This is a genomic window from Acidobacteriota bacterium (assembly GCA_038040445.1).
GTDB classification, from domain to species: domain Bacteria; phylum Acidobacteriota; class Blastocatellia; order UBA7656; family UBA7656; genus Onstottus_A; species Onstottus_A frigus.
The window spans coordinates 395,744-407,115 of the sequence record JBBPIG010000001.1 but is presented as its reverse complement, the minus strand read 5'-3'; the positions used below and the strand labels follow the sequence as shown (position 1 = coordinate 407,115).

General features: G+C 56.0%; 11 protein-coding genes. 9 read left to right on the top strand and 2 right to left on the bottom strand.

Annotation, left to right across the window (positions count from 1 at the left end; translation table 11 throughout):
* The first annotated feature begins 162 nt into the window (after positions 1-162).
* A complete protein-coding gene (locus tag AABO57_01780; GenBank protein ID MEK6284454.1) occupies positions 163-618 on the top strand; it encodes a peptidylprolyl isomerase in 456 nt (151 codons plus the stop codon).
* A 67-nt stretch (positions 619-685) separates the two neighbouring features.
* On the opposite strand, the gene AABO57_01775 is transcribed toward AABO57_01780, so the two are convergent.
* Positions 686-1,699 (bottom strand): zinc-dependent alcohol dehydrogenase, encoded by a 1,014-nt coding sequence (locus AABO57_01775; GenBank protein ID MEK6284453.1) that lies wholly within the window; start codon positions 1,697-1,699, stop codon positions 686-688.
* A gap of 214 nt (positions 1,700-1,913) precedes the next feature.
* On the opposite strand from AABO57_01775, the gene tsaD reads away from it, so the two are divergent.
* The 8 genes from tsaD to AABO57_01735 all read left to right on the top strand — a co-directional run bounded on the left by tsaD (position 1,914) and on the right by AABO57_01735 (position 10,790).
* Positions 1,914-2,987: a tRNA (adenosine(37)-N6)-threonylcarbamoyltransferase complex transferase subunit TsaD gene (tsaD, locus tag AABO57_01770; protein ID MEK6284452.1), complete on the top strand. Its 1,074-nt coding sequence runs from the start codon at positions 1,914-1,916 to the stop codon at positions 2,985-2,987.
* A 96-nt stretch (positions 2,988-3,083) separates the two neighbouring features.
* Positions 3,084-4,169, top strand: a complete 1,086-nt coding sequence (gene ribD, locus AABO57_01765; GenBank protein MEK6284451.1) for a bifunctional diaminohydroxyphosphoribosylaminopyrimidine deaminase/5-amino-6-(5-phosphoribosylamino)uracil reductase RibD — start codon at positions 3,084-3,086, stop codon at positions 4,167-4,169.
* Between the two features lie 8 nt (positions 4,170-4,177).
* Positions 4,178-5,023 (top strand): 16S rRNA (adenine(1518)-N(6)/adenine(1519)-N(6))-dimethyltransferase RsmA, encoded by an 846-nt coding sequence (gene rsmA, locus AABO57_01760; GenBank protein ID MEK6284450.1) that lies wholly within the window; start codon positions 4,178-4,180, stop codon positions 5,021-5,023.
* A gap of 151 nt (positions 5,024-5,174) precedes the next feature.
* Positions 5,175-5,552, top strand: a complete 378-nt coding sequence (locus tag AABO57_01755) for a hypothetical protein (protein ID MEK6284449.1) — start codon at positions 5,175-5,177, stop codon at positions 5,550-5,552.
* A gap of 11 nt (positions 5,553-5,563) precedes the next feature.
* The gene (locus AABO57_01750) at positions 5,564-7,225 is read left to right on the top strand and encodes a ribonuclease J (protein ID MEK6284448.1); all 1,662 of its coding nucleotides are present in this window, start codon (positions 5,564-5,566) and stop codon (positions 7,223-7,225) included.
* Between the two features lie 464 nt (positions 7,226-7,689).
* Complete coding sequence (locus tag AABO57_01745) at positions 7,690-8,094, top strand: nucleic acid-binding protein (protein ID MEK6284447.1); 405 nt, start codon at positions 7,690-7,692, stop codon at positions 8,092-8,094.
* 555 nt (positions 8,095-8,649) lie between these two features.
* Complete coding sequence (locus AABO57_01740; protein ID MEK6284446.1) at positions 8,650-8,826, top strand: hypothetical protein; 177 nt, start codon at positions 8,650-8,652, stop codon at positions 8,824-8,826.
* A 134-nt stretch (positions 8,827-8,960) separates the two neighbouring features.
* A complete protein-coding gene (locus AABO57_01735) occupies positions 8,961-10,790 on the top strand; it encodes a caspase family protein (protein MEK6284445.1) in 1,830 nt (609 codons plus the stop codon).
* Between the two features lie 10 nt (positions 10,791-10,800).
* Here the strand turns inward: AABO57_01735 and AABO57_01730 are convergent, their stop codons facing one another.
* Entirely contained in the window at positions 10,801-11,355 is a 555-nt protein-coding gene (locus AABO57_01730; protein ID MEK6284444.1) for a DUF4112 domain-containing protein, read from the bottom strand.
* Positions 11,356-11,372: the final 17 nt, after the last annotated feature.

Below are 11,372 nucleotides of genomic sequence, written 5' to 3'. Positions count from 1 at the left end.
TTTGTCCTTCATTCGGCACGCGGGGGCAAGCCCACCTTCCCGACCGCGAGCTTGAGGGACAAGGCCATTACTGGCAGGTCGCTCCTCCGAGCCGTGCCTGCTTGTTAAACGTCTTGAGCGGATGCTAGAGTCTTCAACTTCAAACTCAAGGAAGGGATTAACATGCCAAACCGAAAAGCAATAATCCAAACCAGCCACGGCCCTATCACTATCGAGCTCTACGAAGACAAAACTCCGATCACCGCGGGGAACTTCATCGATCTGGTTGAGCGTGGCTTCTATGACGGCTTGAAGTTCCACCGCTACGAGCCGGGCTTTGTCATTCAAGGCGGCGACCCGCGAGGCAACGGCACCGGAGGATTTGTCGATCCGCAGACCGGGCGCGAGCGAAGGATCAAGCTCGAAGTGACGCCTGACTTGAAGCATGGCGATGCCGGCGCCGTCGCGATGGCAAGGTCTCAAGATCCCAACAGCGCTTCGTGTCAGTTCTACATCACGCTTGGCCCGGCGGCTTTCCTGGATATGAACTATGCCGTGTTCGGGAGAGTCATCGACGGGATGGATGCGGCCAAGCAACTTCGCGCGGGCGACTCGATGACCAAGGTGACTCTGGCCTAAGGGGAATAGGCGCCGGACGACGCGGGTCCGACGGATTAGCACGGATCAGATGCGCGTCATCCGTGGTCTAACTCATCGTTAGTACGACGCGCCCCGTGATCTTGGCGCGACGCATATCTTCGAACACTTCGTTGACCTGCTCGAGAGGCCGCGTTTCGACCTGACATTTGACCCGTCCTGCCGCCGCGAGCTCCAACACTTCACGCATGTCTTCGCGAGTACCTGTCGCCGATGACATAATGCTGATCTCGCGCATCATTATCGCCGGGAACGACAGATCTTCGGCGGGCATCCCAACGACCATTAACACTCCGCTCGAACGCACGGCATAGAATGCCTGGTCGTACGCAGCCTTCGCGGCCGAAGTGACCACTGCTACGTGAGCGCCGCCCATCTTGCGAATCTGCTTCACGACCTCCTCATTCGCCGCGTTCATAGTGATGTCGGCGCCCAGCCGTCGCGCGAATTCTAGTTTGTCATCGGCAATGTCGATAGCAATCACTTGAGCCCCGAAGCATTTTGCGATCTGAACGGCGAGATGTCCGAGCCCGCCAACGCCAAACACCGCGAGCCGTTGGCGCGGCTTGATGCCAGATTTCTTTATTGCGTGGTAAACGGTCACGCCTGCGCAAAACAACGGTGCGGCTTCCTCCGAGGTTAATGCATCGGGTACTTTCAATACATGTGAAGCTTTCGCCTTGATGAACTCGGCGTAGCCGCCGTCAACGGTCGCGCCGGTTATCATCTGCTTGGAGCAAAGATTCTCGTGACCCTCTTTGCAAAGCTCGCACTCGCCACAGGTCCAGTGAGTCCAAGCCACGCCGACGCGGTCGCCGATGTCTAGGTTGTTTACCGCGTCACCCTTCTGAACGATACGGCCCACGGCTTCGTGCCCGGGAATGAGCGGGCGCTTGATGATGCGGAGCAGGTGAGTCCAGTCGCCTTCGGCAATGTGTAGATCAGAATGGCAAACGCCGCAGGCTTCCACCTTGATCAGCACTTCATCGGGGCCCGGCACCGGAGTTTCGGTGTCTTCGATTTGGAGCGGCTGTTTGTACTCACGAACGATGGCTGCTTTCATTGTGTTCTCCGTCTGGAAATCGCGCGTATGCTACTACGTCAGAAGCTAGGCCGCCAGGCAGAGAGAGCAGCAGCCGGGATTTGCCACGAAGACACGAAGACTCAAAGGACCACGAAACCCTTTGTGAACCTTTGGGTCTTCGTGTCTTCGTGGCAAATCCTGACTCCTACCCTGGACTTCGACGCGACTCTCTCGTCGTGTAGAATGACTTCGAATGTTAGTTCTCGGCATAGAAAGCTCGTGCGATGAAACCGCGGCGGCTGTGATCGAAGACGGCCGGCTCATCAAGTCCAACGTCATCGCGTCTCAAGTGAAGACTCACGCGCCGTTTGGCGGAGTCGTTCCGGAGCTCGCTTCGCGCGAGCACCTCGATCGCATCGCGCCGGTGGTGGAAAGCGCGCTCGCCGAAGCCGGTGTCACGCTGGAATGCGTCGACGGCATAGCGGTGACTTGCGGGCCGGGGTTGATCGGCTCACTGCTAGTGGGTATCAGCTTCGCTAAGTCGCTGGCGATGGCCGCCGATAAGCCGATCGTCGGCATTAATCACATCGAAGGACACATTTACTCTGTCGCCTTTGAAAGTCCTCCGGTCGAGTATCCCGCGGTTGCGTTGATCGTGTCGGGCGGGCACACTACGCTTTTCCTCATGCCGGAAGAAGGCAGCTACGCCACGTTGGGTCGAACGCGAGACGACGCGGCGGGGGAAGCCTACGACAAAGTCGCGAAGTTGCTTGGGCTCGGTTATCCGGGCGGCCCGGTGATCGACCGGCTTGCGAAGTCCGGCGATCCGGGCGCGGCTGATCTGGTGTTTACGCTTCCAAGAATGGACTCAACCAATCTTGACTTCAGCTTCAGCGGACTGAAGACGGCGGTGCTTCGCTACGTGAGAGAGAAGGGAATCGAGCCGGTTGCAAACGGCGGCGAGCCGGATCAGAAGATCGTCGATCTTGTCGCGAGCTTTCAAGACAAAGTTGTGCGCTCTTTGCTCGCGCGATTGCGAGAGGCGGTGCGGCGACATCATCCGCGGACGATCATTCTCGCAGGCGGCGTAGCTTGCAACAGCGCGTTGAGGTCGGCTATAGACGCCGAAGACTTCGGCGCGCCGGTCTACTATCCGAGCCCGATTCTTACCACTGACAACGCGGCGATGATTGCGGCTGCGGGTTATCCGAAGCTCGTTCGCGGCGCAAATCACGGGTTCGAGTTCACGGCCTCGCCTTCGATGAAGCTGGAGAACGTTTTTCTGAAGGGCTACGAAGTGCCGCTCAAAGCTAGATACAAGGTGTAAGGTTGTTCTGGGAGCGCAAGCATCCCTGCCTGCTTTTCTCTCGCGCAATGACAATGCAGGCAGGGATGCCTGCGCTCCCAGGCCGCTCGAACAACTATGGACATTGTTGAAGCCGATAAGACCTTGATGAAGCGAGCGCTTGAGCTGGCGCAGCGTGGCGCTGGGATGGTAAGCCCGAACCCTATGGTCGGCGCCGTTCTTGTAAAAGACGGGCGCATCGTCGGAGAAGGTTATCACCGGTACGATCTGCTCAAGCACGGCGAGACTTACGCCATCGAGATGGCTGGGAAGCAAGCGCGCGGCTCGACGCTGTACTGTAACCTCGAGCCGTGCTGTCATCTCGGCCGCACTCCGCCTTGCACCGACGCCTTGATCGAGGCCGGGATCGCGCGCGCCGTGATCGCCACCAAGGACCCGTTTTCGCGGGTCAGCGGTCGAGGCCTCGAGCAGTTGCGCGCGGCTGGAATCGAAGTCGAAGTAGGGCTCTGTGAGGAAGAAGCCCTCCGGCTAAACGAAACCTACTTCAAGTTCGTCACGGTTGATACGCCTTTCATCCATGGCGTGATCGAATACCCGGGTGATGAGTTAGGCTCGCTCAGGGGTTGGATGCCCTCGCGTGGCTTTATCGCAGCGGCAGCCGAGTACGACGCTATCGTGCTCAGTTCGAGGACCGAACTGAACAGCTTGCTGATCGATAACCGGCTTGGCGGGCAACATCACAGGCCACCTGTGATTGTTGGGACCGCGGACTTGCTGGCCCGATACGACGCGATAAAGCGAGAGACCGATGAAGACCTGACTCTGATCAATCTTTCGCTGGCGTCATCAGAGATTCTGCGCGATGCCGGTAAGCCGGCGGGAGTTTTTGAGGAAGCTTCGAACGCGCCGGTGAACAGGCTGTCTGGCGCGCAGAGAGAGCTTGGTTCGCTGCTCGAAGCGCTGGCGCGAATCAGTGTCACCAGCGTCCTTCTCTTGCCGGGCGTGATTGATCCAAGCGCGCCGAAGAGTTTCGAACAGCTCGACAAGCTGACGCTCGCCGTCCCGGGCTCGAAAGGGAAAGACGCCACGGCGACGCGGTTAGCTTTCGCGGATCTTGAATTCGATCTCGAAGAAGTCAGCGTCGCCGAGGCGGAAGGCTATACCGAATTCACCGGCTATCCGAGCTTTCGCGAAGTCGCGTAAAAGACGAATTGATAAGAGCCAAAAAGAGTCTGGGCCAGAACTTCCTTTCCGACCAACGGGTCGCGCGTCGAATCATCGACTCAGTCTCGCCTCTTGCAGACGACATCATCGTTGAGATTGGGCCGGGCGCGGGCGCTCTCACACGTCTGCTCGCTAAACAGAGCGGCTATGTGGTTGCCGTCGAGATCGATGCCCGCTTTGTTGATGAGCTGTACCGTACGGTAAAGACTGACAACTTTTCGGTCGTCAACCGCGACGCGCTTAATATGGATTGGGTTGAGTTCACGAAGAGCGCGATGTCGATGCTTCATCCTCCGCGACGCGACTATCCGGATCGGAGACGCGTTCGAGTGGTGGCTAATCTGCCGTATTACATCTCGACTCCGATAATCGAGAAACTACTCCCGCTCGGCCGCCACCGGTTATTCGATATGACGTTGATGCTTCAGAAAGAAGTAGCCGACCGAATAACGACCGGTCCGGGCAGCAAGGAGTACGGCTACCTGTCGGTGAGAGTGCAGTACTACTGCGACGCGGCGAAGCTTTTTGAGGTCCCGCCGTCGGCGTTCACCCCCGAACCCAAAGTGCAGTCGGCAGTCATCTGCCTGACAGTGCGCGAGCGTCCGGCAGTTGAAGTCGCAGACGAAGAGCGGTTCTTCGCGCTCGTGCGGGCCGCGTTCGCTCAACGGCGAAAGACGATTCTGAACAACCTGAAAGCTGGAGCACGATCGCTCGAATTCAAGCAACCCGTGGAATCGGCTCTGGAAGCTGCCGGCGTGGCATCGCGGCGCCGCGCGGAGACTCTGTCGCTTGGTGAGTTTGCCGCGTTGTGCGCGGCGCTTTATCGCGAATGAAGCGAAATGTCTGTTCGACCAGCGCGCTGATGTTGCTATACTCGTTGTTCGGAAGAAGTAGCGTAGACTGTCCAGTCTGCGCCTGGTGTCGACGACGCCCGAACGTGGAAGGCACGCAGACTGGACAGTCTACGATACATAGGAGGTAAGTATGGTTCGGATACGTCAGATGATTAACGTTCAGGGGCGGGAAAGCTGGACACTATTTGACAGCGGCGCCCGCAATACTTACATCATTCCGGCGGTCGCCGATAGGTTGACCACATCGGACATCTCTCACCCAATCCGCACTGCGCTTGGTGGAGCGATTCAAGAAAGCAAAAAGGCGGCTGTGCTCGAGGCGGAAGTTGAGGGCTTGCCGATATCGACTCACGCAATGGTGATTGACCATATCGGGAAGGACGATGACGGAAAGCAAATCGAAGTATTGTTTGGGGCGTTGGCAATGCAGCAGTGGGGCATCCGTCTAGTTCCTGAACTGGAAAAACTTGACCTGTCACACTATCCCACGGTGTTTGTTGAGTTCTAACCGCGGAAGATATGACGAAAGATAAACTCGAAATAATACCCCTCGGCGGCGTAGGTGTGTTCGGGATGAACATGATGGCGATGCGCTGTGGGGGCGAAACGATCATCATCGATGCGGGCATGGGCTTTCCCGAGGAGGACGCGCCGGGCGTTGATATTGTCATTCCCGACTTCTCGTTTATCGATCAGTATCGCGAGGAGATTTCAGCCATCATCCTGACTCACGGACACGAAGACCACATCGGCGCGGTGCCGTTTCTGCTCAAGGAAGTCAACGTTCCTGTGTACGGTACTCACCTGACACTGGCGTTTGTCGAGAACAAGCTTGCGGAGCACGGCATACTTAAGAAGACGGATCTACATACCGTCGAACCTCGCCAGCGAGTGAAGCTCGGCAACTTCGAGGTCGAGTGGATACATGTCACTCACAGCCTCACTTCATGCACGTCGGTGGCGATCACCACTCCGGTTGGAGTGGTGATTCATTCAGGTGATTTCAAGATAGACGAAACGCCCGTGGTGGGGCCTCCGACTGATCTCGAGCGGCTTACCGAATACGGCGACCGGGGTGTGCTCGCGCTGTTGGCGGATTCGACCAATGCCGAACGCCCCGGCCGCACGCAATCTGAGCGCGCGGTCATTCCGGCGCTCGAAAAAGTATTCGAAGAAGCGCAGGGGCGAATTGTCCTGAGCTGTTTCACAAGTTCAGTTCACCGAATTCAGATCGTGCTGGACCTCGCTCGAGACTACGGGCGGCGGGTCTCGCTTCTCGGCAGAAGCATGCTGCGCAACGTCGAGGTCGCCGACAGTCTCCGGCAGCTCGACGTGCCTGACGGTATATTCGTCAGCCCGTCGGACGCTCGGCAGATGGACGACGATCAGTTGTTGCTCCTCGTCGCAGGGTGTCAGGGCGATCCGATGTCGGCGATGACCAAGCTTGCGACCGATCAGCACAAGAACCTTTCAGTCGGCGAAGGCGATCTGGTCGTGCTGTCGGCGCGGCAGATACCCGGCAACGAGCCGGCGATCTCGCGCTTGATCTCGCACTGCTACAAGCGCGGCGCGCAGGTGATCGACTCAAGCGTTGCGCGGGTCCATGTGTCGGGTCACGGCAGCCAGGAAGATTTGAAGATACTGATCGAAGCTACGCGGCCGAGGTTTCTGGTTCCGATTCACGGCGAGCACCGCCAGCTCTACAGACACAGGGATTGGGCGGCGACGCTGGGAATTGTCGAGCCGGAGAACATCGTCGTGATCGAAAATGGGGACGTGTTAGAGCTTAGCGAATCAAGCGCGGAGATCATCGCAACGGAATTCGTCGGGCGAACCTTCATCGATTCGAGCTACGAGCACGTTGAAGACATGGTTGTACGCGACCGGAAACACCTGTCATACGACGGCATCGTCGTAGCGATCGTCGCGATCAATCCCACATCGGGAGAGCTCGAGTCAGAACCCGAGTTGGTCACGCGAGGCTTCATCCACGAAGAAGATTCGAGCGAGATGCTAGCTGAGCTAAAGCAACTGGTCGAGCAGACGGTCACCAGTGCTACTCACGAAGAGCAGATCGACTACGCGGTGATCAAAGAGAAGATCCGAGTGGCCTTGAAGCGATTCATCCAGAAGGCGACAGGCCGCCGTCCGATGATCATTCCGGTGGTTGTCGAGGTGTAGCCGCAACGCAAAGTTTTGAAATTCTCTAAGGAGTCGACATGTCGTCTGAGCCGACGCTCGCAAGGATGAAGAGTTCGTAGTACGGCCTTTAGGCGGAAGTTTGTAGCACAATGGCCCGACTGTGACCAGGTACAAACTTCCGCCCAAAGGCCGTACTACGAACTCTTTCATAGGCCGAGAAGCTATGAAGAAACCATCATTCGCTAACCTCGCTCCTCTTAGTGGATTGTGGTAGATTCAATACGACCATTCGCACGAGGTAGTGATGCCATGAAAACAGATACTGAGATCAGCACAAGAGAAGCAACGGGCGAACCCGAACCATTTACACCTAGAACGCCCCTGGGTAAGAAACTCCTGGCTATTCGCAACAATATTATCGCCGACGGCCTCCCATTACTCACCCGAGAGGAAATCGAAAGGGAAGTCGCCGAACGTAGAGGCGGCTTCAACAATGGGTCTCTATGATCAGGACCTACCTTGATGCAGGCGTTTTGATAGCAGCCGCTCGCGGGAACGCACCTCTTGCTACAAAAGCATTAGACATTCTTGATGACCCCAATCGACAGTTCGTTTCAAGTGTCTTCCTGAAGTTGGAAGTATTGCCTAAGGCTGTCTATCACAAGAACACTTCCGAGGTTGAGTTTTATGAGGCTGTATTTGATGCCGTGACCGATTGGGCTGATTCCATGGATGAGGTTATCGAAAGAGGGTACAAGGAAGCCCTAGCCTCTGGACTGGCTGCGCTGGACGCCCTTCATGTGGCTGCTGCCGTGATTCTAGATGCTGACGAATTGGTGACTACGGAGAAGAGCGATAAGCCGATGTATCGAACCGCAGCCGTTAAGGTTGTATCGCTATGGGAATGAGAAACAAGTTTGGGCAAGCCAAGGCTTTGTCTCCATCGCGTTGAAACGGAGGACAAAAAGGGAACAGGCCGCCGGCCAATGATCATTCCCGTGGTGGTTGAGGTGTTAGTTGTTGAGAACGCATGGAATTCAGCTTTACCTTGGGTTTGCGTTTGGAAGGGACCGTCGCGTCATATGGAAATCCAGAACTCATTCGGCTCGCTTATGATGTGACCCTGGCATAGAGTTGCGCCCGCAAACCGATCTTGATACCCTCTGTGCGCGTCACCATAGCCGCCGGAGCGGTCAGACCTACTCATGGTTTCCGGCTGGCGTTGTAAGAGAATCGTCACAGTCAAACCCAAGGGGGACAATAATGTCAGGGCGAACTTGTGATACGTGCGGTAAAGACAAACCTCTGTCGGGAGGCAGGACCTGTACGAAAGGTCATTTCACATGCAAGGACTGCGCGCACGGGCATGAACACTGCAAGCTCTGCGGGCATACGCTCCGATAGGAGCGAGCCCCTCGCATGGTCTGGACGATAGTCACAATGAAGCACGGAGGGAGAGTTCAATGGCTGGCGAAATTACTATCAGGGGCAAGAAGGCAACAAAGGGCGAGAGAATGACGAAAGGAACACGTTGGAGACTAGCAGCCGTTACTGGGCGGAAGCGAGTTTTCGTGGGCACGCTGCTGCACACAATCAACATCGGTAACAAGCGGCTCGCTATTTTCAGCGTGCCTAAGTAATCGTCGCATCAGGCGAGGCTAGAGAGTGCCCTCTAACAAGGTACTCCAGCCGACCGTTTTGCCCCTGCTTCGCTGCGGCAAAAAACGGCGGCTGAGCTTGCACGTTAGGCAGACAAACGGAGTGGCAGTGAATTATGAGAAAGAAACCGTCAACCTTTAAGACCCAGATGCTCACGATAATCCTGGCGACCGCCTTAATGCTTGTTCCAAAACCTGGTTCAGTGATGGCGCAGGCCGCGCAAACAGACAGTCGGAACCTGCGAGTGCAACCGTCTGGTCAACTAGCGGAGTGGCCGGGGAAAACAAAGCGGTGGGCACTGGTAATCGGGGTGGACAATTACAAGGATGGACAGATTGGTGCGCTCAAGGGCGCGGGAAATGACGCCAAAGCACTCGCTGCCGCTCTTGTGAGCTACGCTGGGTTTCCCCCTGACCAGGTCATCTTGCTTGCGACGAACCAACCGGAAGAGCGGCAGCCGACGCGAGTCAATATTCTACGCAGATTGTCGAACCTGGCAGCAGTGGTGCCGAAAGATGGACTGTTGCTAATAGCTTTTGCAGGACACGGGATGGAAAGAAATGGACAAGCGTTTTTGCTGCCGATGGACGCGCAGATAGCCGACGATATCTCGTTTTTGGAAGAAACTGCTATCAGCGTGAACCGCATGAAGGACAGGATCAGGGCGACCGGTGTTGGACAGGTCGTTGTTATCCTGGATGCTTGCCGAAACGATCCGACAGGGCGGGCAGATGCGACGAATCCACTGACCGAGGCTTACACGCGAGGGTTCAATTTCGATGTACGTAATCGGGAGGTAACAGCGTTCGCAACACTCTATGCAACAGAGATTGGACACAGAGCCTACGAGTACACCGAAAAGCGGCAAGGATACTTCACATGGGCACTCATCGACGGACTCAAGGGTAGAGCAGCTAACGATCGAGGCGAAGTGACCTTAGCTCGATTGGTAAGCTACATACAAGAAACCGTTCCAAAGCAGGTCGCTGTCGATCTGGGAACCGGTAAACAGCAGCGACCCTTTGCCGTGGTAGAGGGTTATAAGGCGGATGAGTTAGTGATTGCGGTGGCAGGGACGGAATCGTCTATTGCTGGGAAACCAGCGGAAACGACGGATCCAGCAGGGATGGAGCTTACGTACTGGGAAACGATCAAGAGCAGCACCGACGCTGAAGACTTTCGAGCATACTTACAAAGATATCCCCAAGGAACATTTGTCGCGCTGGCGAGCCGGCGAGCACGGCTCGGCGAGACTAACGCACTTACAGCAACCAACCCGTCGGCTTTGCTGACAGTTGATCAAATACTCGACAGGTATCTCCAGGCCGTGGGTGGCAAAGCTGCGATCGAGAAAGCGACGACCCGAGTTGCGAAGGGATCGTATGTACAGATCCAAGGGACAACCAATATAGCCGGCTCTTTTGAGAATTATGCGAAGGCTCCAAATAAGGTGGCGACGATCATGGAATCGCAGCAATACGGTAAAGTTCAGCAGATTTTCGACGGGACAGTCAGTTGGATTAAGAATGTGCGCGGCGGTGCTTACCAAATAAGTGGTGAGGGGTTGGCCCGCGTGAAGCGGGAGTCTGATTTTTACAGAGAAGTCAACATGAGGGAGTTATACCCGACAATGAAGCTGATCCGTAAGGACAAAGTCGGTGATCGGGAAACCTATGTGATAGAGGCTGTACCTCATGAAGGCACGCCAGACACGATATACTTCGATGCACAATCCGGACTTCTTGTTCGACTGGACGGTGTCATCGAGGCTCAAAAGGGCAAACCCGCCTATACCGAGATTTACTTCGAGGATTATAGAGAGGTGGATGGCTTAAAGCTGCCGTTCACGATGCGTCAATCAGGCCCGGGCTATAACATTACAATCAAGCTCTATGAGATAAAGCACAATGTTCCAGTGGATGACGCGAAATTCAAAAAGCCGTAGACTCCGTAGACTAGATCAACCCCATACCTGTTGACTTGATCGCGTAATAGATCAGGATTAGCCCGCCGAAGACCAGCAGAAACAACACGCCGAATAGTACAAACACCCAGGCCCAGTCGCTCCAGAACGAACCCCGCTCGCCTGAAGCGTGCTTGTTAAGCAAACGTAGATTGCGCGTGTTCACCTTCCACACAAAGTCGGCCGCGTCGCCCAGAAAGGGAATGCTGCCGACAACAAAATCGGCGGCGATGTTGAACACCATCCTCGCGATCACAATCTTCGGCAAACCGTAACGCACCGATATAAAAACGATGTATGCCGAAACAATCGCGCCGATGGCGTCACCCGCCACTGGAAGAAAGAACCCGATGATCGGGTCCAAGCCGAATCTTATGTCGGTGCCAGGGATTCGGATCGCCTTGTCCATCAACAAAGCGATGCGTTCGAGATGTTGGTCTATTGGCGGGCGAGACAAAGGCTCCAGAGCAGAGCCTGTGCGTGACAAGCGCGCTCTCTCGAATGGGTCTCGGTCCGGATCCGGCGCCATGTTCTTCGGCTTAGCCATCTCGCACTCTTTCTGTC

What these genes read in the sequence shown, in the direction of transcription:
- AABO57_01780 (MEK6284454.1), top strand. Translation starts at nt 163, where the DNA reads ATGCCAAACCGAAAAGCAATAATCCAAACCAGCCACGGCCCTATCACT.
- AABO57_01775 (MEK6284453.1), bottom strand. Translation starts at nt 1,699, where the DNA reads ATGAAAGCAGCCATCGTTCGTGAGTACAAACAGCCGCTCCAAATCGAA.
- tsaD (MEK6284452.1), top strand. Translation starts at nt 1,914, where the DNA reads ATGTTAGTTCTCGGCATAGAAAGCTCGTGCGATGAAACCGCGGCGGCT.
- ribD (MEK6284451.1), top strand. Translation starts at nt 3,084, where the DNA reads ATGGACATTGTTGAAGCCGATAAGACCTTGATGAAGCGAGCGCTTGAG.
- AABO57_01755 (MEK6284449.1), top strand. Translation starts at nt 5,175, where the DNA reads ATGGTTCGGATACGTCAGATGATTAACGTTCAGGGGCGGGAAAGCTGG.
- AABO57_01750 (MEK6284448.1), top strand. Translation starts at nt 5,564, where the DNA reads ATGACGAAAGATAAACTCGAAATAATACCCCTCGGCGGCGTAGGTGTG.
- AABO57_01745 (MEK6284447.1), top strand. Translation starts at nt 7,690, where the DNA reads ATGATCAGGACCTACCTTGATGCAGGCGTTTTGATAGCAGCCGCTCGC.
- AABO57_01740 (MEK6284446.1), top strand. Translation starts at nt 8,650, where the DNA reads ATGGCTGGCGAAATTACTATCAGGGGCAAGAAGGCAACAAAGGGCGAG.
- AABO57_01735 (MEK6284445.1), top strand. Translation starts at nt 8,961, where the DNA reads ATGAGAAAGAAACCGTCAACCTTTAAGACCCAGATGCTCACGATAATC.
- AABO57_01730 (MEK6284444.1), bottom strand. Translation starts at nt 11,355, where the DNA reads ATGGCTAAGCCGAAGAACATGGCGCCGGATCCGGACCGAGACCCATTC.